This window comes from Acinetobacter sp. ANC_7512, from assembly GCF_056779935.1.
The window spans coordinates 15831-38921 of record NZ_JBWYIX010000003.1; the positions used below are offsets into that span (position 1 = coordinate 15831).

Here is a 23091-nt window from a genome sequence, read left to right on the forward strand (position 1 = left end):
AAAACAGGCTGAACGCCTGTTTTTTTATTTTGGGTATTAACGTTTGATAGAACGTGACATACCAGCAAAACGTTGTTTGAACTTGTCGATACGACCGCCAGTGTCAACGTTCTTTTGCTTACCAGTGTAGAATGGGTGGCAAGCTGAGCATACGTCTAGGTAAAGTGTTTCTTTACCAACAGCTGAACGAGTTTCGATTACGTTACCGCAAGAGCAAGTAGCAACTAATTTTTCGTATTTTGGGTGAATATCGGCGCGCATGGTCGATTCTCCATAGAGTTAAGAAGGCTTTAGCTGTCATCGCAATTGATCACTCTCTTCATCCATTACAACAGATGCAGAGGAAAGGCTGAAATACAGCAGACCAACACCACAACAGACCATTCTTTTGGCCCACCGAGACGGCTTCCGTCAGAGCTAAGCACAACAAGTGGACGACATTATACGCCACTTTATTTCAGATAGCGAATTATTCCTTTAAGACTTTTCAATTTGCTTGGACCAATGATTTGCAATAATTCCGCACACCATTAATTGGATCTGATGGAAAATCATAATTGGCAATATGATCATCCCCATAGGTTGTCCAATGAAAAGAATTTGCGCCATAGGCACTCCACTTGCGAGTGTTTTCTTAGAACCACAAAAAAATACAGCAATTTGATCGGCACGATTAAATCCAAACCACTTTGGGGCGTGATAGGCTAAAAGCATAATCAAGGTCAGAAGCACAGAGCATGCAATAATTAACCACATTAAGGTCACCCCACTGACTTCATTCCATAGACCTGCTACGACTGCACTACTGAATGCGCCATACACCACCAAAAGAATTGAGCCTTGATCAAAAGTTTTGACAATACTCGGGGCTTTTTGTATCAGAGGAAAAACAATAGGACGCAATAATTGTCCCAAAATAAATGGAACCAATAACAGCAGAATAATTTTGACGATCGCACTGGTTGGATCAAACCCATGATTAGACTGACCTAAAATAAATAAGGTCACTAATATAGGTGTGATAAACATACCAATAATATTAGAGAATGAAGCACTACATACAGCACTTGCGACATTACCACCTGCTACTGAAGTAAATGCAATAGAAGACTGAACTGTTGAGGGTAAGAAGCACATAAACAAGAAGCCCCAATACAGTTCTTGTCCAAGTAGCGGTAGCAATACAGGTTTAGCTATTAATCCTAGAATTGGGAAAACTGCAAACGTCAGTGCAAAGACCAAACTGTGTAAGTGCCAATGTTTAATACCTTGAATCACCGCTTCACGTGATAACTTTGCACCATGTAAAAAAAATAGGATTGCAATTGCAATCGTGGTGAAATAAGAAAAATAGTGAGCAGCAACACCTGAAATTGGCATCACTGACGCTAAAATCACCATAACAAACAGCAATATCGTGAAACGATCTAACGCTAAGAGCTTTAGCACCCCATATCCCTCTTTTTATTCTATCTGAATTGAAAATAAGCCCAATACTCATCGATTGGGCTTATCTTTTAAATTTTACTCACCAATCAGCGAGTGAAACTTAATTATTTCTCGCATTACTGTCTTGTTGAATCAGTTCAATCTTGTAACCATCTGGATCTTCCACAAAAGCGATTACGGTTACACCGCCTTTCATTGGTCCAGCTTCACGGACAACATTACCACCACGTGCTTTGATTTCTTCACACGCTTTATACGCATCATCCACTGCGATCGCAATATGACCATACGCATTACCCAGCTCATAGCTGTCTGTATCCCAGTTATGCGTTAGCTCAAGAACAGTATTGTTTTCTTCATCACCATAACCTACAAAGGCTAAAGTGAATCGACCTTCTTCATAATCGCGTTTACGAAGCAAAGTCATACCGAGTACTTCAGTATAGAACGTCAATGAACGCTCTAAATTGCCTACACGTAACATGGTATGTAACATTCGCATAAAATTTACCTATTGATTGAAAGATGTACTTTTCAACTGATTTAACAATTTCGCCACCCAAATAACAAGTAACAAAATAGGTAAACCCATTAAAAAAGTCATAAAGAAGAATGATGAATAACCGAAGTTTGTCACTATTGTACCTGAATAGCCACCAATCATCTTTGGAAGTAATAACATCAATGAACTAAAAATTGCATATTGCATTGCTGTAAATGAAACGCTAGTCAAACTTGATAGGAATGCAATAAATACTGCACCAGCAAGTCCTGATGCGAGATTGTCAAATACAATGCCCATCACTAGCCACACCTTGCTATAAGGGACAACCACTTTACCTTTGAGTTCGACTATTTGATCACTATCAACTTGAACAGCTGGAAGATCAGATAAAGTCATACGTGATTTCGGTTGGATCGTTGAAACTGTTTTATAAATATGATCTTGGATTAATTCATGCGCCTGACCTGCATGCTGCACGACGGCTTGCACCGTAAATTTAGTGTGGTTTTTTAGACTGTCTCCCGGGACAACCACGCTCCAATTATTTTGATCCAACTTCGCAGGTATCACTTGCTGATTTGAAATATGAATATTCAGTGTTTGTAGTGTGCTGTCAGCTTTTAAGTTCGAGAGTTGACCGCGAATAATGACATCCTTGCTTAACTCATCTTGGTAGAGAACATTATCCCCTCCAATGGCTTGGATGAAAATCTGAGAATCATCTTGACTCGAATAGCGTTGAAGCGGGATTTCAACATTAAGGGCTTTATCATAACCATCAGGGGTGGATAACACTTGAATACTATTATGTTCAGCAAAATTAGATGCAGGGAGCTTTAAAGACCAGTTCCCCACTTCATCAGGAGTCACTTGATGCTGTTGACCTCCCATTTGTACCAAGATTTGATTCATCGTTGGTCCAGATTTTACGAGCCCCACAAAGATGAGATTGGTCGTGCTGGCAACAATAGCGCCCACCAACATCATTTTCATAATGTTATAACGCTGAGCTAATAAGCCTCCAAGGAAGCCACCTAAAATTACAAAAAAAATGGCGAAAAACTTGTTAAACCAAGCGATTTCTTCTTTATCAAAATTCAAATCAAGATAAAAAAGATTGGCAACCACTCCAGCGACAATATCTGAAATTCGATAAAAACCAATGAGTAATAAAATAGCTAACGCAACTTTCAAACCATAACGTTTGAAGAAATCTAAAATCGGTGATAGCCATGTCTCGACGACTATTTTTTCATCAATGAGTTTTGCTCGGATTAATCCAAATACGACTAGCACAGCCAACGCCACACTCGCGAAGAAACGTAAAACTTGCCCGATAAATGACAAAAAATTACCATCAATATTTAACTGTGAAATCCAAGCACCAAATTGGAGAAACCCACAAACGAAAACTACTGTTGAAATCACAAAGACGATAAATAACTGAAAATAATCCTTTGCTTGATATTGATGAGGTTCTTGATTTACTACCGGTTCATGAATCACTAAAGTCGTCACAATCCCAATCATCATCAATCCAGCCATGAGTAAATAGGTGGACTGCCACGCCTCATAAATATAGTTACCCATGGCTGTACCAAGTGATGCAGCGAAGAGTAATGCACCGAGCTGAGTTACAATGGTCGCAATTCGATAACCTGCGTTATAGGTCGAAGCCATAACCGTCTGAACACTCGTATCTTGTGTCAACTCAATACGATAAGCATCCACGATAATATCTTGTGTCGCTGATGAGAATCCCAGAAAGATTGCGGATATCGCCATGAACGTTAAACTTGAAAATGGCCCTACACTTCCTCCATGAATACTCGGATCAGTAAATGCCATTGAACAAATAGCAATTGCAACCAAAATCTGTGAAACCAACAACCACCCTCGTCGTTTACCCAATTTCCTTGTTAAATAAGGTAATGGTAATCGGTCAATCAAAGGTGCCCAAATGAACTTGAAAGCATAAGCTAAGGCTGCCCATGAAAACATGGTAATGGTACTACGTTGAATACCGGCTTCACTCAACCAGAAAGATAGAGTTGAAAAAATCAGAAAAATTGGGATACCTGATGAGAAACCCAAAAAAAGCATAATGATCGCGCGTCGATCAAGAAAGGCTTTAAATGCCGAAGTCCATCCAGCTGATTCTGGTGACGAAGATTGTGATGTCATTGCGTTGTTATTTTCAGTCAAAAGTACTCTCGCTATTCAACTCTGTAATGCGCTTGGTTTCAATATAATTTACGCAAACTTCACCGAGTATTTCATCAATTTGATCTATCTCAACTTGATATTTTTGGCTAAACCTGTATACCTTAAACTATCAAATGTAAATTATAGTTTTGGATTTCACCTGTGACCCAGAGACACGATCAAATTAGTTCCACCGCAGTAGCTTTAACCACGACATCCACAAACTTAGAACAAAACTCGCAAAACAAGCTCCTATCCGTATTTGAACTTGAAGCCACGCAAAACACCTTGAATGCAACAGCACTCAAACCAGAACAACTGACGCATATTCCAAATTATGACAATATTCCTGCGTCTACAAAACGTATCAAGCCTCTTAATAATTTTTTAGGACAAGATCGTGCTAAAGCATCTGTAGAAGCAGGCATTGCCCTTCCATACTCAGGCTATAACATCTTTGCTGTGGGTACGGCAGGGTTGGGTAAACGCACCATGATTAAGCGCTTACTCCAACAACATGCCAAAGATATGCCTACACCGGATGATTGGGTTTATGTATACAACTTCAAAAATGCACGCAACCCAATTGCGCTTAACTTTCCTGCAGGACAAGGCGCAAAGTTTCAAAGTACGCTACATCAAACATGGCAAACCATTTTCAAACAGCTCGAACGTCGTTTTAGTGCTGAAACGTATCACAATCGGATAGAAAAAATTCGTTTAACGACAGGTCATGAACAACAACAAGCTTTGATTGAGCTCACCAAAGAAGGTGAAGAGCTTGATTTAAAGTTGATCAGTCGTAATGAAGAACACTGCTTTATTCCTGTTCATATTAAAGACAATAAAATTCAAGAGATGTCTCAAGATGACATCAATGCACTGAGTAGCAAAGAACGTTCTGAAATTGCGTCCAATATCCGTTATATGGATAAAAAGCTTGAGCGTTTAGGTTTACAAATTGGTGATCTTGAAGATGAAGCACGTGATATGGTGTCTGAGTTGAATCGTGACATTGCCAAACAAGTCATTATTCCTCGCATGGAACATATTTTAAATAAATTTCCAGATATCAAACATCTTGAACAATACTTAAAATTATATGCTCAAGATATTATCGACAATGTGGAAACCGTACTAGAACAGGAAGAAAGTGATTTTTCACCTGCATTATTTAACCGTGTCCCTGCGCGTTATCAAGCAAATTTAGTCATTAGCAACAAGCCAAATTCTGGGGCACCAGTCATCTTTGAAGATTTCCCCACACATTACAACTTACTTGGCCATGTTGAACAATTAACGCAAAATGGCACTATCAGCACTGATTTCACTTTAATACGACCTGGTGCACTGCATCGTGCCAATGGTGGTTTTTTAATGCTTGAGGCTGAGCAGCTTTTAGAACAACCTTATGCATGGCAAGGACTCAAACGAGCGATTAAGTCTGGTCAAATTAAACTCTCATCTCTAGAGCACATGCTAACGTTGACGGGCAGCATTTCAATTGAGCCAGCATCGATTCCATTACAATTGAAAGTCATTTTAATGGCTGAACCAGAAATCTATTATGAGATTCTGGAGGTGGAGCCTGAGTTAGGAAGTATCTTTAAAATCAGAGCTGATTTTACTGACACATTACAACGTAATGACGAAAATGAACAAGCTTATATGCATTTGATTGCAGACTATGTTCAATCCTCTAAACTACTTCCATTTGATCGTTCTGCCTTGGCTGCTTTACTGACCGACTCAAGTCGTCAAGCAGAGGATCAGAGTTCGTTGTCACTACATGCCTTAACTTTAGGTGATCTGATTCATGAATCTCATCACCATGCATCCAAATCTAATGCAACTATGGTGACAGCAGAACATATCGGCACTGCGCTCAAACACCGCCAATATCGTCTAGGTTATTTACGAGAGTTGTACTGGCAAGATTTATCTCGTGGTACACAGCTTATCGAAACGCGTGGTCATCGACTCGGTCAGATTAATGCTTTGTCTGTGATTCACTACGCAGATGTCGAGTTTGGCTTACCATCACGATTGACTGCTTCAGTGTATCAGGGTGGCGGCGATATTTTAGATATCGAACGTAGCGTGGAGTTAGGCGGTTCACTTCATGCTAAAGGTGTACTGTTAATGTCATCTTTCTTGAAAGCACATTTCGGACGTGAACAAACCTTGCACTTCTCTGCCGCTTTGGCTTTTGAACAAAGTTACGGTCAAGTCGATGGTGATAGTGCAACCGTTGCAGAACTTTCCGCTTTAATTTCTGCGATCAGCCAACTGCCGATTGATCAGTCATGGGCGATTACGGGTTCAATGAATCAACTGGGTCAAGTACAACCGATTGGTGGCGTCAATGCCAAAATCGAAGGTTTCTTTGATGCATGTAAACTTCAAGGTTTAACAGGCAAACAAGGTGTCATTATTCCACGTCAAAACATGCAGCATCTAATGTTACGTCAAGATGTGATTGATGCTGTCGAGGCCGGTCAATTCCATATTCATGCCATCAACACAATTGATCAAGCACTTGAGATTCTCATGGCGCGTCCTGTCGGAGAATTAAATAAAAAAGGTCGCTATACCAAAGGATCAATTTACGCTGCTGTCATGGAGCAGCTAGAATATTGGCAAGCTATTGAAGATGGCGCTGAAATTGAAGAAGAGCCAAAGAAAAAGAAAAAAAAGAAGAAAAAAGACAAAGCTAAAAAAGATAAAGCGATCAATGTTGAAGAACAACATTCTCAACTCGCTGATGAAACTTCAAACTAGTTTGAAGTTTTCAAAAATAAAAAAAGCACCCATCGGTGCTTTTTTTATTGCGCTCAAATTAAGCTTCAGGCGCTGGGCTATATTGCTCCACGAGCGTTTTTAATTCGCCTGTTTGGAACATTTCTAGCATAATATCACTACCACCGATCAACTCACCATTGATCCATAATTGTGGGAATGTTGGCCAGTTTGCAATTTGTGGCAAAGTCGCACGAATGTCTTGGTTTTCAAGAATATTTACATAAGCAAATGGGCGACCAATTTGGCTCAATGCTTCAACTGCACGTGCAGAGAAACCACATTGTGGGAACTGTGGTGTGCCTTTCATATAAAGAAGAACTGCATGTTTTGCAATTTGATCACGAATTAACGCTTCTGTATCACGCACTTGTTCAGTCATTGATTAAATCCTCAACTATTCTGCCTGCATTATACCTAAAACCGCCGTAAAGAGTATGGATTGGTAAATTTTTCCAGTTTAATTTGCAATTAGGCTTTTATTCTTAAGCAGATTTTGCTTAGATAAACTTTTATTTTCCACCTAACAAATACGAGTTAGACATGAACAATATCACCCTCGCTCCAGTTCAAACTGATCAACCATCTCATTTGATGCCTGTATTCAGCCGTCAACCGATCAGCTTTGTGCGTGGCCGAGGTTCGTATCTTTATACAGCTGAAGGTACTGAATATTTAGATGCGCTGACTGGCATTGCAGTATGTGGTCTAGGTCATGCACATCCAGTTTTGGCAGAAGCAATTGCAGAACAAGCGGCGACGCTTATTCACACTAGTAATATTTATGAAGTACCTTGGCAGACTGCAGCTGCGCAAAAGTTAGCTGAAGTATCTGGTATGGAAGAAATTTTCTTCTCGAATAGTGGTGCTGAATCAAATGAAGGTGCAATTAAAATTGCGCGTAAATATGGTCATATGCAAGGTATTGCTTTACCGAAAATCATTGTCGCTGATCATTCTTTCCATGGTCGTACAATGGCAACACTTTCTGCGACAGGCAATAAAAAAGTACAAGAAGGTTTTGGCCCGCTCGTTGAAGGTTTTATCCGTGTACCTTTTGGCGACATTGAAGCAATTGAAGAAGCAGCAATCAACCATCCGGATATCGTCGCGATTCTCGTTGAACCGATCCAAGGTGAAGGTGGTGTAAATACAGCACCTCAAGGTTTTAGTTATCTTGAAGAAATTCGTCAAATCTGTAATCAACATAATTGGTTGATGATGCTAGATGAAGTTCAAACAGGTAACGGTCGTACAGGAAAATATTTTGCGTATCAACATACCAATATTATTCCTGATGTCATGACGACAGCTAAAGGCTTGGGTAATGGTTTCCCAATTGGTGCAGTGATGACTCAAGGTAAAGGTGTAGGTATTCTTACTGCAGGTAACCACGGATCAACTTATAGTGGTACTGCATTAGGTTCGCGCATTGTCTACACGATTATCGATTTGATGCAAAAAGAAAATATTGTTGAAAACGCAGCAACAATTGGCCAATACTTAGTTGATCAATTCCGCACACAACTTGCAGATCAAAACGTTATTGTTCGCGGCTTTGGTATGATGATTGGTATTGAATTACCAAAACCATGCGCAGAGTTGGTGGATATTGCACGCATAGAGCACAATCTAATTATTAATGTCACCGCAGGTAATGTCGTTCGTTTGTTGCCAGCGTTGAATATGAATCAAGAACAAGCTGATGATTTATTAAAACGCTTAGTTCCAGCGATTAAAAACTTCTTGGCTTAGATTAAAAACTTCTTGGCTTAAGCCAAGATCAATAAAAAAGCCGCATATTGCGGCTTTTTTATTAAGAAGAACACTTAAGATGCCTCTTGGAATACTCGACCACCAGGCAACTGGCTGAAATATTGTTTTAAAGCATCTAGGCAGCGATGAATTTTCATTGGTTGTTGTTCACGTTTTAATGTCATTGCATTCAAAGTGTATGCAGGTAACTTCCATTCAGGTAAAACTTCAACCAATGTGCCATTCATTAATTCTTTTTGCACATCTAGATATAATAATCGCGCAATGCCGTGACCATTTTGGCACAATGATTTAGCGACATAAACATTGTTTGTCTGTAAACGATTTTCCATGGACACATTCACCAATTCACGCGATGTACTATGTTCAAATGTCATCATTTGCTGATTTTTTACAATATTTACTGGAATCAAATCATGCTGTGCTAAATCTTCAGGTCTTGAAATAACTGCATTTTGATTCAAATAACTTGGTGAAGCCACCAAGACTTGATCCACACGTGCAAGTGGCAGACAAGATAAGTGATTAGACTCATCCACGCGAGAACACATTCTCACTGCAATATCGATTCTTTCTTGAATCAAATCGACAAATTGATTTTCAACTTCAAAGTGAACGGTTAAACCACGATGTGCCGAAATCCAATGCGACAACGCAGGAACTACATGGGTTGCACCGAGTTCTGGCGTTGTTGCAATACGTAAATCACCAACTAAATCGTCTCGTAACTCATTAATTCGAATTTTACCGCGCTCTGCTGCAGCGAGCATTTCTTGACAGCTATGAAAAAAGGCCTGCCCTGCTTCCGTTAAACTTAGTTTTCTTGTGGAACGGTGCAGAAGTGTTACTTCCATTTCTTGTTCTAGTGAACGAATTTGCTGACTAACCGCACTCGTCGTAATGCCTAAATCTCGAGCAGCACCACTGAAAGAGCTTTTTTCAACAACACATGCAAATACGCCCATCGAGCGAAGTTGATCTAACATAAATTTCCCTCTGAAATTATGAGATGCTTCTCTAATTAACAAAAATTAACAAAAGCAACTCATTGTATTATACGAAGAAATTGTTAAATTGCACTAAATATCTTCAGTTGATTGGCAAAATATTTGCTGGATTGATTGGCTTACCATCTAAACGAACTTGAAACTCAAGCATCGTACGGGTTGCACCACTCGAGCCCATTTCTGCAATTTGTTGCCCTGCACTTACGTTTTGCCCACTCTTCACTAACATCCGGTTATTGTGCGCATACGCAGTGATATAACCATCAATATGTTTAATGAGCACCAAATTACCATATTCTTTTAAACCATCAGCTGCGTAAACCACTTGACCATCAGCTGCTGCAAAAATTGGATCACCAACATTGCCACCAAAACGTAATCCCTTGACATTACTTGCCACATTGAAGTTTTCAATGACTGGACCATTCGATGGTTTCACCCAGCGTAATGAAGTTGCTTTAGTCGAAGTCGTCGGTACTGCAGCAGTTACCGCTGGTACTGGTGTGGTTTGTGGTGATGGCGTAACCACAGCTGGTTTTGTTGGTAACTGAATGGTTTGACGTTGAATCTGAGTTTCAGTCGCTGTCAAAGGACGCGTGGTCGAACGTGTCACTTGTCGATTGCCAGAGGGTTTTAATCTTAAAGATTGATTTACATAGATGCGATAAGGCGGTGCAATATCGTTCATCTCCGCAATGCTCAAATAGCTCAATCCATAACGTGCCGCAATTTTACTTAAAGTGTCGCCAGAACGAACTGTATAGAAGTCAGGGGCAACAGCATAACGAGCAGAATTGTGGATTTGGGGTTTCGATGCACAGCCCGACAAACCAAGAAAAGAAGCGACAGCAACCGCGATCAATGCTGAGTGAATAGATGGTTTAGACAACTTCAAAACTGTTTTGGGTCTGGCCAAAAGCATGATTTCCCTCTCTGACAAAAGATTAAAAAGACTGAATTCGGCTTAAGATTAGCAAAATTAATGCTAAATTCACCGTTTCAAATATATTTTTCACAAAGTTATAACACATCCTACCTGTGGTCATTCAATTAAAGCTCTAACTGAGATTCAAGTGAAGCCAACACCTGATAGTTGGTAGCATCCATTTGGATCGGTGTCACACTGACATATCCATTTGCAATGGCATAAAAGTCTGACTGATAACCCAGTTGGCTTTTTTCGGGATCTGTTACGGCCTCTCCAGCCAAACCAATCCAAACAACTTGACGACCTCTCGGGTCCACTTGTGTGGTAATCGGTTTCGTTTGTTTTCTTCTTCCTTGATAAGTCACCAATGTCCCTTTTATTTCAGCCGTATCTGGAATATTAATATTGAAAATATGACGCGGTGGTAACTCAGGCAAACCATTTTTAATAAACTCATATACCCAATTTGCAGCTTGTGCATAATCTTGAGCATCTTGATACGAACGAACATTTGGACCAGCCAATGAAACTGCGATTGCAGGTTGTTTCATGAGTCGGCCTTCAAACGCGGCCCCAACTGTACCTGAATACAACACATCATCGCCTAAATTCGCACCACTGTTGATCCCGCTTACAACTAGATCAAATTCAAAATCAAATAGACCATTCATGGACAGATAAACACAGTCCGCTGGTGTGCCATTAATTGCCCATACATCTTCTGAAATTTGCACGGGTCGCAATGGACGATCAAGCGTTAATGCACTTGAAAAACCACTCCGCTCACTTTCTGGAGCAACCACGACTACTCGACCCAAAGGTTTTAATGCTTGTGCTAATGCTTGTATTCCTGGTGCGAACACACCGTCATCGTTGGCAATCAAAATATTCAAAACAATTCACTCAATTCATGTAATCCCATCTGTTCGATAGCCTAATCAAAATCCCCCAACACAACAATGAGCACACGCATAGATATTGAGGTTTTAAACGCCTTTAATCTTGAAAATCTGCTTACCCTTTAATCTTGAAAACTCGGCATGTAGTCATCCCCCTGTTCATACCTGAACTTTTCTTCTTTACTTTCTGAGTTCCAACAGCATTAATACACTTTCTCTATTTTTTAAACACGAAAAAAGATTATTCTATTCTTATAACTAACTTACTAATTTTTGAGTCATTTATGCAAAACCGTTTTTTACAATTGATTTCAACCGCATTTATCAGCAGCTCAATGTTATTTTCAAGTTTCACTTTCGCCAATGCTCAAGACTTAAAAGAAAATATCGAAGTTACTCAACAAAAAGTGACTAAAGATGAACTCGCTGCAATCTATGTCTTTTCAGAATCATGCCCAAGTTTAGTGGAAGAAGATGCGGCGTTTAAAGCAGGCTATCAAAAGCTATTAAAGGACTATTTACCTAATGAAAATTCACCTCAAACCACGTTGAACAATCTAATTAAACAACAGGATTATCAGCAAGCATTAGCTCAAGCAAGACAAGATGCGAAAAACGCTGGAGATAAAGCAAATCAACAAGTGTGCGAGGATATAAAAAAATATCAGTCTTCAGTTAAATAGAGCACGAAATAGTTACAATTCGATTGAAATAAGCCGACTCCACTGCTAGAAGTCGGCTTTGCTTTGTCCTAGAATGCAAAGCTGATTTTTGCGTTCATACAAGATTGGAACTACATAGAATGACCCGAAAAAGCGCCATTGCTGCATTATTACTATTACCTTCACTTACTTATGCAGCAACTGTTTTATCTTCACCACCAGAACTCAATAACAAGTCTTACGTTTTGATGGATTATGAAACAGGTCAAATTCTCGCAAGTAAAAATGAAAATGAAAAACTTGCGCCTGCTTCAATGACCAAGATGATGACCAGTTTCATTATTGAACAAAAGTTGTTGAACGGTGAACTCACGGAAGATGAAAAAGTTCGTATGAACGAGTCTGCTTGGTGTCGTGGTAGTAGTACAGAATCTTGTATGTATGTACCTCTCAATGGCACAGCAACCGTATTGGAAATGTTACGCGGGATTATCATTCAATCTGGTAATGACGCATCTAAGGCGATGGCTGAGCATATTTCTGGGAATGAAGGTACATTTGTACACAGCATGAACCAAGAAGCAAAGCGTATTGGCATGACCAACACGAACTTTATGAACTCAACAGGTATGCCTGCTGAAGGTCATTATTCTACAGCGAAAGATATGGCTACCCTTGCGAAGCACATCATTCATGACAGTTCAAAGTATTATCCTATTTACTCTGAAAAAGAGTTTACTTTTAATGGGATCAAGCAAGGTAACCGTAACGCGTTGCTATATACAGATCCGAGTGTAGATGGTCTTAAAACAGGTCATACTTCTGAAGCTGGTTATTGTTTAACGACTTCAGCTAAACGTGGCCCAATGCGTTTAATTTCAGTGATTTTTGGTGCTCCATCAATGCAAGCACGTGCAACGCAAACACGTGATTTGTTATCTTGGGGTTATGCAAACTTTGAAACTGTCAGTGTTCAACCCGCTCACAAAGAGTTGACCACTTCTAAAGTTTGGTTTGGTCAATCTAATCAAGTGAGTGTGGGTCTTGCTGAAAACTTCAACGTGACTATGCCAAAAGGTCAAGCAAATGCCATTCAAACTCAAATCGCGGTTCAACCGAACTTAAATGCCCCTCTTCAACAAGGGCAAGTTGTAGGTAAATTAACAGCGACACTTGACGGCAAAGTTATTGCGGAGAAGCCGCTTGTTGCTTTACAAGCGGTTGAAGAAGCTGGTTTCTTCTCACGTATGATCGATCATATCAAACAGTTCTTTAGTAATTTGTTTTAAGTCGCAGCTTGACTAAAGATATAAAGGCACTCAAATTCTTTTGGGTGCTTTTTTGTTTATAATGAGTAAAAACAGGCAATTTTTTATGACTGAAAATATCCGCAAATACTTAGAGACTTACCCACAATTTGATACAACAAATTATATTGATCCAACTGCGTTAGTGATTGGTGATGTTTTCTTGGCTGAGAATGTTTCAGTCTGGCCTTATGCTGTGATCCGCGGTGATGTTAATTTTATTCGGATTGGTAAAAATTCCAATATCCAAGATCATTCCATGTTGCATGTCAGTCATAAGAAAGCTGATAAACCTGAAGGTTCACCGCTCATTATTGGTGAGGACGTTACTGTGGGTCATCATGTGAAATTACATGGTTGTACTATTGGTAATCGTGTTTTAGTCGGTATTGGAACGATTATTTTGGATGATGTTGTTGTTGAAGATGATGTGATGATAGGTGCGGGTTCGCTTGTTCCACCCAACAAAGTTTTAGAAAGTGGTTATTTGTATGTGGGTAGCCCAGTGAAAAAAGTGCGTCCACTGACTGATAAAGAAAAAGCGTTTCTGCCGTATTCAGCGCAGAATTATGTAAAGGTTTCGGGAAATTATAAATAATTTTGAATTCGCATAACAGCCATTATGTTAAATGGAAGATGGAAATGTATGGAATATAAAAAATTTTACTACCTAAATAAATAAAACATCAAAAATGTAAATTATTTACCATAAATATTTTTTATAGCTTAGATACTTGACCCTCACGTAACGTTAGCCTCTAGCATAAAACATGCCTAAGGGATAAAGGAGTCAAAAGATGTTATTACAAGTCGGTGAATTGGCGAAGCGAACAGGGTTAACTATTCGTACCCTTCATCACTATGATGATATCGGTTTACTTCAGCCTTCGGCCCGCTCCGACGCCGGTTATAGACTTTACAGTCGTCAAGATATTACTCGCTTATACCAAATTCAGGCATTGCGAGGGCTTGGAATGACATTGGCAGAAATTGGCGCGGTTCTTAATAGTCCAAACCTTGCACTCGCCCCATTAATTGATCGGCAGATTCAGGCAATCGATCAGATGATCATTAAGCAGACTCAACTGCGCTATCGTTTGAGCAGTCTCAAAAATCAACTGATGAATGGTGAAGAGCTGGAACTGGACAATTGGCTAAAAACATTGGAGCTTATGTCTATGTACGAACAATATTTTACAAAAGAGGAACTTGCAGAACTGACTTTTTTACAGGCAGATAGTAAACAACAAAAAGAATGGGAAGCGCTTGTCATCGAAGCCAATGCACTCTTTAAGGCCGGAGAATCTTCTAGTAGTGAAACTGCCCAAAACCTGGCTTCACGCTGGATGCTGACCCTCGAACAGAATACGGCTGCTAATCCTGAATGGTTGGCTAAATTGAATAGCATGCATTCAGCTGAATCGGCATTTCAGGAAAAATTGGGTGTGCGTCCGGAAGTGGTTGAGTTTCTACTTGAAGCATTTGCCGAGAGTAAGCTGAACGTTTTTGCACGTTATTTATCCGAGCAGGAATTTGCTTTTATGAAGCAACATTATGTACGTGAGATGAAAAATTGGCCCCAGTTATTGATTGGATTGGAGAAGGCCATTCGTGCTGGGATTGAACCTGACAGTGAACAAGCAAAATGTTTAGCACAGCAATGGCTCTCCATGTTACAGGGTTACGCAGGCAAAAATCCAGCGACACATGCGAAGATTCGCAATGCCATGCAAAATGAACCAAGTCTTGCCGAGGGAACCTGGCTCAAACCTACCACTTTGCAATTTTTAGAAAAAGCAGTAGCAGCTTTGATGCGTTGTGCTTAGTACATGCTTACCTCTATTCAAATAATCAAAGTAGTGTGGCTATCCCATAATACGGGGTAGTCATTAAGCTTATGATTTCAAAATATTTTATATAGAGAAAGTAGAGTAAATGGTATTATCACAAACTTATCCAACTACACTATATAAGTTGGTTATTTTCGATTTTGATGGAACCTTAGCAGATTCATTTCCTTTCTTTGTTTCAACTATAAATCATCTGGCTGACATGCACTCTTTCAAGAAGATTCATTTAGATGAAGTGGAATCTTTTAGAGAAATACCTTCCCGAGAGCTAATGAAAACTCTTGGAATACCAGTATGGAAACTACCTGCGATTACTCAGAATTTTATAAAACTCATGAAGGTAAATCCTTCAAAGATTCCTCTATTCGACCATACCGATGAAATGCTTTCCCACCTTAATGAACATGGAATTACAGTGGGCCTGGTTTCTTCAAATGGATACGAAAATGTGACCCGTATTCTTGGTTCAAGCTGTCGATACTTTAATTACTTTGAATGCGGTGCATCTTTTTTTGGAAAAGCATCTAGGTTAAAGCAGCTTTTAAAAAAAGCAGGCTATAAACCCTCAGAAACTATCTATATAGGTGATCAGATTACCGATTATGAGGCAGCTAGATCGGTAGGAATTGCTTTCGGTGCAGTTTCATGGGGTTACAGCACAGAAAGACTTTTAAAGAAATTGTCACCTGATGAGACATTTGAAAATGTGTCTGCCATAAAGAGGATTACTGTCAGCAAAAAATAACCCTACTAAATTATGCTTATAAGCAGAGAATCGCCATTCTAGATACCAGAGGTAAATTATGCTTTCTTTAAAGATAACTACACATATTGATATTCATGCGACACCGGAGCAAGTTTGGCAGGTACTGACTGATTTTAAATCGTATGAGAGTTGGAATCCCTTTATCCGTAAAGTTTAAGGAAAGTTAAACATAGGTGAAAAACTAAAGATTAGGATTCACCCAACTAAGCAAAAAGCAATGGAATTTAAGCCTACACTATTGGAAGTTAAAAATGCTCAGTCTTTAAGCTGGCTAGGTCACTTTCTAATCCCTGGTCTTTTAGATGGAGCATCATTTTAAACTTTGCTCCCAAGAAGATGGCAGCACTTGTCTCATACATTCTGAGACATTTAGTGGTCTACTTGTACCTATGATGCGTAATAATTTGAAATCTATAAGGAAAGATTTTGAATACATGAATCAATCTCTAAAATTATTTGTAGAATTAAAACTTTAGATTTGAAATCATAGGGTAATAAATTGTTATTTTTATTAAAACAGATCCATGTAGGCACTTCGCTTCTTTATTCTTTCAATTTTTAAATTCCCCTAAAATTAACATAATACACCTTATGCTAAATTATCTTTTTTATTTCATATAAATCATAATCTTAAATTACATTCAAAAGCCCAATTTACTTAAATTGGGCTTTTTTGTTGATTCTTCATGTTCTACGCCCTTTATTAAATTATTGATCCAAAGAACTTCTTAGTTAAACTTAAGATAGAACGCCTTCAAAGAAATCCCCTCCCATCATAGCCACACACCTCAAAATTTTATACAATATGCCTTCCCTTCATCTGGTGCTTTTTTATGACCGCTTGGACTGCTCACGTCACTGTTGCAACAGTGGTTGAAAAAGATGGTAAATATCTGTTTGTAGAAGAACAAACAGAAGGTGTCATGCACACCGTTTTTAATCAACCTGCAGGTCATGTAGAAGCTGGTGAAACCCTTATTCAAGCCGCGGTTCGTGAAACCATGGAAGAAACAGGTCACCAAGTTGAAGTCACAGATTTATTGGGTATATACACCTATACCCCACCTATGTATCCAGATCGTACCTATTACCGCTTCTGTTTTTTAGCAAAATCAACACAGTATTTTGCCAATGCAACATTAGATACAGGTATCGTAGGTGCTGTTTGGATGAGCCTAGATGAGCTATTAGAAACGGCTCGCGCGCGTAGCCCATTGGTCATCAAAGCCATTCAAGATGCCCAATCAGGACAAAAATTTCCTTTATCGCTCGTTTATGAGCACCAAAATTCTCCCTTAATTTCAAATTTGGATGCCTAATCCTATGCAACAACGTGTCATCGTCGGTATGTCAGGTGGTGTAGACTCATCTGTCTCTGCGGCTTTATTACTTCAACAAGGATATCAAGTTGAAGGTCTTTTCATGAAAAACTGGGAAGAAGATGACGGCACAGAATACTGCACGGCTATGGATGATCTTGCAGATGCGCAAGCCGTATGTGATCGTATCGGTATCAAATTACATACAGCCAACTTCGCAATGGAATATTGGGATCGTGTATTTGAGCACTTCTTGGCTGAATATGCTGCGGGGCGCACCCCAAACCCAGATATTTTATGTAATAAAGAAATTAAGTTCCGTGCATTCCTCGACCATGCCATGAAATTAGGTGCTGACTTCATCGCAACAGGACACTATGCTCGTCGCGGTGAAACCATGACCAACTCTAAAGGTGAGCAATATGCGCCTTTACTCCGTGGCGTAGATAACAACAAAGACCAAACTTATTTCCTACATGCCGTTCATGGTCGTGAAATTAACAAGACCTTGTTCCCTGTGGGTGAGATCGAAAAGCCTCAAGTTCGTAAAATTGCTGAAGATTTAGGTCTTGCAACAGCGAAGAAAAAAGACTCTACAGGTATCTGTTTTATTGGTGAACGCCGATTTAATGACTTCTTGAAGCAATATTTACCTGCTCAACCGGGTAAAATTGTCCTTGAAGATGGTAAAGAGGTTGGTGATCATCACGGCTTAATGTACTATACGCTCGGTCAACGTGGTGGTATTGGTATCGGTGGAATGAAAGGCGCTGAAGAAGGTGCTTGGTTCGTATTACACAAAGATATCGAAGGCAATCGTTTAGTTGTTGGCCAAGGTCATGAGCATCCCCTCATGCAAAGTACCATGTTATGGTCTGAAGCGATTGATTGGGTTGCAGGTGAGCAAGAGATTCCAGAAAATGGTTTCCGTTGCACAGCGAAAACTCGCTATCGACAACCTGATCAAGCATGTGTCTTATTTAATGACCCAAATGCACCGCAAGGTGTACGTGTAGAATTTGATGAACCTCAACGTGCTGTTACGCCAGGACAAAGCGTTGTGTTTTACGCGGATGAAGTTTGTTTAGGTGGCGGTGTGATTCATCATACTAATGCGCCTAAACCTGATTTTATTTAAAGGAATTTTCAGGCATGACAGAGTTACCGTTCCAGCAGCTTCAGACTCTGAATGATCGTCAAAACAGAGCTTTGGCTTTGGCAGCAGTATTTCAATCGACTCAGCTGACACATATGACAGCCATTGCAGGTCGACAAAATATTGGTGAAAACGGTAACTTCTATTTAGAACAATTAATTAAGGCGAGTTTAAATATTCGCCCTACTTCCAATAAGAATTGTCAAACCTTAGATTTTTTTAACCAGCTTGCAGATATTTCTCTGGGATTAAAAACATTAGAAAGTAGCATCACCCAACCATTCAATACTGCACCAAAATCAAGAATACCTAAATTTGCCAATGCAAAACTTCCAATGTCCTATGCAATGGCATTATTACATTTAGAAAAGAAAGTATATAGCAACCCAAAATTCGTTGAAATTATTGAAAAATCACAAGAAAAAATACTAAAACAACTCTCCTTTTTTGATCATAATTATCTACATCCAAGTATTCTTGCAAACCTTGCTCAAACCTATGTCGAAACTGCAGGACAGATTAATCCTCGCATTATGGTGAAAGGCAATGCAGAAGCTTTTAAGGATTCTTCGCACACCAATCGTATTCGTGCTTCATTGTTTACAGGTTTACAGATGGCGCATTTATGGCGTCAGTCAGGTGGAAGTTCATGGAGCATGATCTTCACCAAACGCAAGTTACTGAAAGATATTCAAGATCTCGCTCGTTTACAGTTTCAGGTGGTTTAACCTGATGTATATCGAGTTCTGTTTTACGTTTCATTCCAAAGTTTAAGGAATTGCTATGAACGCTTTAACCGCACTTTCTCCATTAGATGGTCGCTATGCAAGCAAATGTGATGCTTTGCGCCCTTTCCTCTCTGAGTTTGGTTTAATCCATGCTCGTGTGACTGTTGAAGTGCGCTGGTTACAAGCACTTGCTAATCGCCCAGAAATTACTGAAGTGCCAGCTTTTTCTAACGAAACAAATGCAGCTTTAGATGCAATCGTTGCAAATTTCTCTGAAGACGATGCTAACCGTATCAAAGAAATCGAACGCACAACCAACCACGATGTAAAAGCGGTTGAATATTTCTTAAAAGAGAAAATTGCAAAAATTGATGAACTTAAAAATGCGGGTGAATTCATTCACTTTGCTTGTACATCTGAAGACATCAACAACTTGTCTCATGCACTCATGCTAAAAAGCGGTCGTGAAGTACTAGCTACGTCTATGCAACAAATCGTGGACTCAATTGTTGCACTTGCAGAAAAACACGCTGACCAACCAATGTTGTCTCGTACACATGGTCAAACTGCAAGCCCAACAACATTGGGTAAAGAAATGGCGAACGTGGCATACCGTCTTGCACGCCAAATCAAACAATTCAACAATGTTGAGCTTCTAGGTAAAATCAATGGTGCGGTAGGTAACTATAATGCTCACCTTTCTGCTTACCCTGAAATTAACTGGCCTGCTCACTCGCAAGCATTTGTTGAATCTTTAGGTCTCACGTTTAACCCGTATACAACTCAAATTGAGCCGCACGACTACATGGCTGAATTGTTTGATGCGCTTCGTCGTTTCAACACAATCCTCATCGATTTCAACCGTGATGTTTGGGGTTATATCTCTCTTGGTTTCTTCAAACAAAAATTAAAAGAAGGTGAAGTTGGTTCTTCAACAATGCCACACAAAGTGAACCCAATCGACTTTGAAAACTCTGAAGGTAACTTGGGTATTGCTAATGCAGTCCTTGCTCACCTTGGTGAAAAGCTCCCAATTTCTCGCTGGCAGCGTGACTTAACTGACTCTACTGTTCTTCGGAACATGGGCGTTGGTTTTGCACAAAGCTTGATCGCATTTGAAGCTTGCTTGAAAGGTGTGGGCAAACTTGAATTGAATGCCGACCGTATTCTTGAAGACTTAGACAACGCTCAAGAAGTTCTTGCTGAACCAATTCAAACAGTAATGCGTCGTTATAACGTTGAAAAACCATACGAAAAACTGAAAGCCCTTACTCGTGGTCAAGCAATGACTCGCGAAATGATGGTGAATTTTGTAAATAGTAACGAATTAGAAGCTGTTCCTGCAGCAGATCGTGCGCGTCTTGCTGAAATGACACCTGCATCTTATACAGGTAATGCTGCTGAGCAAGCGAAACAAATTAAAGATTTGATTGCTAAAATCTAAATATGAATTGAGAAAAAAAGCGAAGCTTAGGCTTCGCTTTTTTTTGTATGAGACTCATCAAATGTTTCAATAAAAATCATGCTTCATCAGGACAGTAACGTATAAAGTCAGTTCTGAGCTTTTCTAATTCATCACCAGTTAAAACATCGCTATAGTAAATATAATGAGTCACTTGAGCATATTGAATGTCATGCCTAAACATCATTCCTCGAAGTGATACTGAGATCTCTTCAGGAAAGTCATCCAGAGTAAGCTCTTCAAACTCATAATGAAAATATGCATTTTGCTGTGCAAGAAAAGCAGCTGAAACCGTCATAATAAAAACTCAAAATAAATCATATTCTAACTGATCATTCTGATTGCAATGAGCTATTGATATAAACAACTATTTATAAAAATAATGCGATCTGCAGCTTATTCTCAGGATTGATCCATTACAATCATATGAAGAAATTAATCAAATCAACATATAACAAAATGCACTACAAAAAATTTACTCCTAAACACCACCTCGTATTCTTCATTTTCATAATGGTGCTGATCTTGGCAAGTATAAAGCCTCTTGAATATGCTTCTTATGGCTTACATCAACTTGGCACAGCTTTAATGCTGGTGTTTTTGATCTATATACAAAAGAAAGTTGGTTTGAGTTTTATCGCATTTTCTCTCTATATTGGATTTCTGATCATTCATATTCTTGGGGCACACTATTTATATTCGTATGTTCCCTATAATGAATGTTTGATGCACAACTTCGGCATAGATTTAAATGCACAGATGGGTTGGGAGCGAAATATGTATGATCGCTTGGTCCATTTTACCTATGGTCTACTTCTCTATCCTTTTTTCCTGAGGATCATTCAATTCTATTTACCCCAATTATCTGAACGAGTACTTTTTCTTATTGTGGTTCAGTTTGTCATGGCCACCAGTCTCATTTACGAATGGATTGAATGGTTGATTGCAATTAATCTTTCCCCTGAGGCAGCAGAAAATTATAATGGTCAACAAGGTGATATTTGGGATGCCCATAAAGATATGCTGTTCGCAACACTTGGGTCCATGATCACAGGAATAGTGATGTTATATCGAAAATTAGACTCTCGACCAAACAAATGATAAATCATAAAAAAAAGCCAATCATTAGATTGGCTTTTTTTATTTCATCGAATTTAAAGTTTAGGATCACGTAGTTGCACTAAGTTCGCATTAGTTTTGACTAAAGTGTCCATAACTTTATTCATCACAGCAGGAATCAAACTGTCCGCCATTTGTGCCGCTTGCAGTCCTAATTTCTCACCTAAGGTAGGTTTACGGCGAGTTTGAATCAAGTAAACATCATGCACTGTCAATAAACTTAATAAATACTCATCCGAGGTTTGAAGCTTATCAACCAAATTCAAATCTAATGAATCTTGACCGTACCAATGTTCACCTGTTGCTACTTTTTCAACATTTAACTGTGGACGATATTTTTCAACGAAATGCTTGAACAATGCATGCGTTTGTTGCAACTCTTCTTCAAACTTTGCTTTACCTTCTTCCGTATTTTCACCAAACATGGTCACGGTACGTTTATATTGACCCGCAGTATAAAGCTCAAAATCAACATTATGTTCTTTAAGTAAACGATTAAAATTAGGCACTTGAGCAACAACGCCAATTGAACCAATCACTGCAAATGGAGCAGAAATAATTTCGTTACCGATACATGCCATCATGTATCCACCACTTGCTGCGACTTTATCAACACAAATGGTTAAATGAAAACCAGCATCGCGCAGACGCACCAATTGAGCAGCCGCAAGTCCATAACCATGTACCATCCCACCTGGACTTTCCAAACGTACTACGACACGATCAAGCCCTGCTTTAGCAGTCGCCAAAATCAAAGTAATTTCTTCACGAAGATTCTCTACAGCTGAAGCTGCCATGTCACCTTTAAAATCAATTACATATACTTTCTGATTATTCTTTTTACGCGTGCGTGCTTCTTTTGAAAACTGCTGAGACAACTGCAGAAGTTCAAGTTTAGATGCAGTACTTTGCGCAATTTTTTTTCTTTGTTCATTAATACGCGCATTTAAGTGAGTGACTCGAATTTCGGCAGGAAGTTTCGGCAAATGAAATAACATATAAATTCACATCTCTATAATTCATCTTTATGAAGATAACATGAGGTCAAAATAGACAAATTTCAATAGCTTTATTGAAATGTTCTGCCAATCATAAAATCAATTTGATCAACAATCAGCATAAAAAGTAGATACGTTATGCATACTATTTCGTTA

At 39.2% G+C, this 23091-nt stretch carries 23 protein-coding genes; 13 read left to right on the top strand and 10 right to left on the bottom strand.

The annotated features are described in order from the left end of the window. Positions 1-36: 36 nt before the first annotated feature. From rpmE to AC1M9H_RS03945, 4 genes are all read right to left on the bottom strand, one after another. Positions 37-261, bottom strand: a complete 225-nt coding sequence (gene rpmE / locus AC1M9H_RS03930) for a 50S ribosomal protein L31 (protein ID WP_004971624.1) — start codon at positions 259-261, stop codon at positions 37-39. Between the two features lie 216 nt (positions 262-477). Further along, positions 478-1449 carry a bile acid:sodium symporter family protein gene (locus tag AC1M9H_RS03935; protein ID WP_481612797.1) on the bottom strand — a complete coding sequence of 324 codons (972 nt, stop codon included), beginning with the start codon at positions 1447-1449 and terminating at the stop codon, positions 478-480. A gap of 100 nt (positions 1450-1549) precedes the next feature. After that, entirely contained in the window at positions 1550-1951 is a 402-nt protein-coding gene (gene gloA, locus AC1M9H_RS03940) for a lactoylglutathione lyase (RefSeq protein WP_180027566.1), read from the bottom strand. Between the two features lie 9 nt (positions 1952-1960). After that, positions 1961-4138 (bottom strand): AmpG family muropeptide MFS transporter, encoded by a 2178-nt coding sequence (locus tag AC1M9H_RS03945; protein ID WP_481612891.1) that lies wholly within the window; start codon positions 4136-4138, stop codon positions 1961-1963. A gap of 183 nt (positions 4139-4321) precedes the next feature. On the opposite strand from AC1M9H_RS03945, the gene AC1M9H_RS03950 reads away from it, so the two are divergent. Beyond that, entirely contained in the window at positions 4322-6940 is a 2619-nt protein-coding gene (locus AC1M9H_RS03950; RefSeq protein WP_481612798.1) for a Lon protease family protein, read from the top strand. Positions 6941-6998: 58 nt separating this feature from the next. Here AC1M9H_RS03950 and grxD read toward each other — a convergent pair whose 3' ends face one another. Next, a complete protein-coding gene (gene grxD / locus AC1M9H_RS03955) occupies positions 6999-7340 on the bottom strand; it encodes a Grx4 family monothiol glutaredoxin (RefSeq protein WP_092766094.1) in 342 nt (113 codons plus the stop codon). A gap of 161 nt (positions 7341-7501) precedes the next feature. Between grxD and AC1M9H_RS03960 the strand changes: the two genes are divergently transcribed. Continuing rightward, positions 7502-8713 carry an aspartate aminotransferase family protein gene (locus AC1M9H_RS03960; RefSeq protein ID WP_092766093.1) on the top strand — a complete coding sequence of 404 codons (1212 nt, stop codon included), beginning with the start codon at positions 7502-7504 and terminating at the stop codon, positions 8711-8713. A gap of 74 nt (positions 8714-8787) precedes the next feature. On the opposite strand, the gene AC1M9H_RS03965 is transcribed toward AC1M9H_RS03960, so the two are convergent. The 3 genes from AC1M9H_RS03965 to surE form a co-directional block, all read right to left on the bottom strand. After that, entirely contained in the window at positions 8788-9720 is a 933-nt protein-coding gene (locus tag AC1M9H_RS03965; RefSeq protein ID WP_179998372.1) for a LysR family transcriptional regulator, read from the bottom strand. A 103-nt stretch (positions 9721-9823) separates the two neighbouring features. Then, the gene (locus AC1M9H_RS03970) at positions 9824-10663 is read right to left on the bottom strand and encodes a peptidoglycan DD-metalloendopeptidase family protein (RefSeq protein WP_481612799.1); all 840 of its coding nucleotides are present in this window, start codon (positions 10661-10663) and stop codon (positions 9824-9826) included. A gap of 128 nt (positions 10664-10791) precedes the next feature. After that, complete coding sequence (gene surE / locus AC1M9H_RS03975; RefSeq protein WP_035270482.1) at positions 10792-11562, bottom strand: 5'/3'-nucleotidase SurE; 771 nt, start codon at positions 11560-11562, stop codon at positions 10792-10794. Between the two features lie 290 nt (positions 11563-11852). Here surE and AC1M9H_RS03980 point away from each other — a divergent pair, with 290 nt between their 5' ends. The 10 genes from AC1M9H_RS03980 to purB all read left to right on the top strand — a co-directional run bounded on the left by AC1M9H_RS03980 (position 11853) and on the right by purB (position 20800). Then, positions 11853-12251 carry an MCR_0457 family protein gene (locus AC1M9H_RS03980; RefSeq protein WP_092766090.1) on the top strand — a complete coding sequence of 133 codons (399 nt, stop codon included), beginning with the start codon at positions 11853-11855 and terminating at the stop codon, positions 12249-12251. Between the two features lie 119 nt (positions 12252-12370). Next, positions 12371-13519 carry a D-alanyl-D-alanine carboxypeptidase PBP5/6 gene (dacC, locus tag AC1M9H_RS03985; RefSeq protein WP_481612800.1) on the top strand — a complete coding sequence of 383 codons (1149 nt, stop codon included), beginning with the start codon at positions 12371-12373 and terminating at the stop codon, positions 13517-13519. Positions 13520-13604: 85 nt separating this feature from the next. Then, entirely contained in the window at positions 13605-14135 is a 531-nt protein-coding gene (locus tag AC1M9H_RS03990; protein ID WP_092766088.1) for a gamma carbonic anhydrase family protein, read from the top strand. 199 nt (positions 14136-14334) lie between these two features. Beyond that, positions 14335-15363, top strand: coding sequence for a MerR family transcriptional regulator (locus AC1M9H_RS03995; protein WP_035265745.1), 1029 nt, complete (start codon positions 14335-14337; stop codon positions 15361-15363). Between the two features lie 109 nt (positions 15364-15472). Then, positions 15473-16132 (top strand): HAD-IA family hydrolase, encoded by a 660-nt coding sequence (locus AC1M9H_RS04000; RefSeq protein WP_035265744.1) that lies wholly within the window; start codon positions 15473-15475, stop codon positions 16130-16132. Positions 16133-16190: 58 nt separating this feature from the next. Beyond that, a complete protein-coding gene (locus AC1M9H_RS04005) occupies positions 16191-16310 on the top strand; it encodes an SRPBCC family protein (RefSeq protein WP_481586643.1) in 120 nt (39 codons plus the stop codon). Between the two features lie 676 nt (positions 16311-16986). Beyond that, complete coding sequence (locus AC1M9H_RS04010) at positions 16987-17472, top strand: NUDIX hydrolase (protein WP_481612801.1); 486 nt, start codon at positions 16987-16989, stop codon at positions 17470-17472. Between the two features lie 4 nt (positions 17473-17476). After that, positions 17477-18610, top strand: coding sequence for a tRNA 2-thiouridine(34) synthase MnmA (gene mnmA, locus AC1M9H_RS04015; protein WP_035265757.1), 1134 nt, complete (start codon positions 17477-17479; stop codon positions 18608-18610). A gap of 14 nt (positions 18611-18624) precedes the next feature. Further along, on the top strand, positions 18625-19356 hold the full coding sequence (gene hflD / locus AC1M9H_RS04020) for a high frequency lysogenization protein HflD (RefSeq protein WP_092766084.1): 732 nt from the start codon (positions 18625-18627) through the stop codon (positions 19354-19356). 55 nt (positions 19357-19411) lie between these two features. Then, on the top strand, positions 19412-20800 hold the full coding sequence (gene purB, locus AC1M9H_RS04025; RefSeq protein WP_481612802.1) for an adenylosuccinate lyase: 1389 nt from the start codon (positions 19412-19414) through the stop codon (positions 20798-20800). 76 nt (positions 20801-20876) lie between these two features. Here the strand turns inward: purB and AC1M9H_RS04030 are convergent, their stop codons facing one another. After that, entirely contained in the window at positions 20877-21116 is a 240-nt protein-coding gene (locus AC1M9H_RS04030) for a hypothetical protein (RefSeq protein WP_092766082.1), read from the bottom strand. Between the two features lie 161 nt (positions 21117-21277). Between AC1M9H_RS04030 and AC1M9H_RS04035 the strand changes: the two genes are divergently transcribed. Then, positions 21278-21919 carry a DUF2238 domain-containing protein gene (locus tag AC1M9H_RS04035; protein WP_481612803.1) on the top strand — a complete coding sequence of 214 codons (642 nt, stop codon included), beginning with the start codon at positions 21278-21280 and terminating at the stop codon, positions 21917-21919. Positions 21920-21972: 53 nt separating this feature from the next. Here the strand turns inward: AC1M9H_RS04035 and sohB are convergent, their stop codons facing one another. Further along, the gene (gene sohB, locus AC1M9H_RS04040; RefSeq protein ID WP_481612804.1) at positions 21973-22935 is read right to left on the bottom strand and encodes a protease SohB; all 963 of its coding nucleotides are present in this window, start codon (positions 22933-22935) and stop codon (positions 21973-21975) included. Positions 22936-23091 lie beyond the last annotated feature (156 nt).

Excerpts from the sequence above, each read along its gene's own strand:
- rpmE (WP_004971624.1), bottom strand. The coding sequence starts at position 261 with ATGCGCGCCGATATTCACCCAAAATACGAAAAATTAGTTGCTACTTGC.
- gloA (WP_180027566.1), bottom strand. The coding sequence starts at position 1,951 with ATGCGAATGTTACATACCATGTTACGTGTAGGCAATTTAGAGCGTTCA.
- AC1M9H_RS03945 (WP_481612891.1), bottom strand. The coding sequence starts at position 4,138 with ATGACATCACAATCTTCGTCACCAGAATCAGCTGGATGGACTTCGGCA.
- grxD (WP_092766094.1), bottom strand. The coding sequence starts at position 7,340 with ATGACTGAACAAGTGCGTGATACAGAAGCGTTAATTCGTGATCAAATT.
- AC1M9H_RS03960 (WP_092766093.1), top strand. The coding sequence starts at position 7,502 with ATGAACAATATCACCCTCGCTCCAGTTCAAACTGATCAACCATCTCAT.
- AC1M9H_RS03965 (WP_179998372.1), bottom strand. The coding sequence starts at position 9,720 with ATGTTAGATCAACTTCGCTCGATGGGCGTATTTGCATGTGTTGTTGAA.
- AC1M9H_RS03970 (WP_481612799.1), bottom strand. The coding sequence starts at position 10,663 with ATGCTTTTGGCCAGACCCAAAACAGTTTTGAAGTTGTCTAAACCATCT.
- AC1M9H_RS03980 (WP_092766090.1), top strand. The coding sequence starts at position 11,853 with ATGCAAAACCGTTTTTTACAATTGATTTCAACCGCATTTATCAGCAGC.
- dacC (WP_481612800.1), top strand. The coding sequence starts at position 12,371 with ATGACCCGAAAAAGCGCCATTGCTGCATTATTACTATTACCTTCACTT.
- AC1M9H_RS03990 (WP_092766088.1), top strand. The coding sequence starts at position 13,605 with ATGACTGAAAATATCCGCAAATACTTAGAGACTTACCCACAATTTGAT.
- AC1M9H_RS03995 (WP_035265745.1), top strand. The coding sequence starts at position 14,335 with ATGTTATTACAAGTCGGTGAATTGGCGAAGCGAACAGGGTTAACTATT.
- AC1M9H_RS04000 (WP_035265744.1), top strand. The coding sequence starts at position 15,473 with ATGGTATTATCACAAACTTATCCAACTACACTATATAAGTTGGTTATT.
- AC1M9H_RS04005 (WP_481586643.1), top strand. The coding sequence starts at position 16,191 with ATGCTTTCTTTAAAGATAACTACACATATTGATATTCATGCGACACCG.
- AC1M9H_RS04010 (WP_481612801.1), top strand. The coding sequence starts at position 16,987 with ATGACCGCTTGGACTGCTCACGTCACTGTTGCAACAGTGGTTGAAAAA.
- mnmA (WP_035265757.1), top strand. The coding sequence starts at position 17,477 with ATGCAACAACGTGTCATCGTCGGTATGTCAGGTGGTGTAGACTCATCT.
- hflD (WP_092766084.1), top strand. The coding sequence starts at position 18,625 with ATGACAGAGTTACCGTTCCAGCAGCTTCAGACTCTGAATGATCGTCAA.
- purB (WP_481612802.1), top strand. The coding sequence starts at position 19,412 with ATGAACGCTTTAACCGCACTTTCTCCATTAGATGGTCGCTATGCAAGC.
- AC1M9H_RS04030 (WP_092766082.1), bottom strand. The coding sequence starts at position 21,116 with ATGACGGTTTCAGCTGCTTTTCTTGCACAGCAAAATGCATATTTTCAT.
- AC1M9H_RS04035 (WP_481612803.1), top strand. The coding sequence starts at position 21,278 with ATGCACTACAAAAAATTTACTCCTAAACACCACCTCGTATTCTTCATT.
- sohB (WP_481612804.1), bottom strand. The coding sequence starts at position 22,935 with ATGTTATTTCATTTGCCGAAACTTCCTGCCGAAATTCGAGTCACTCAC.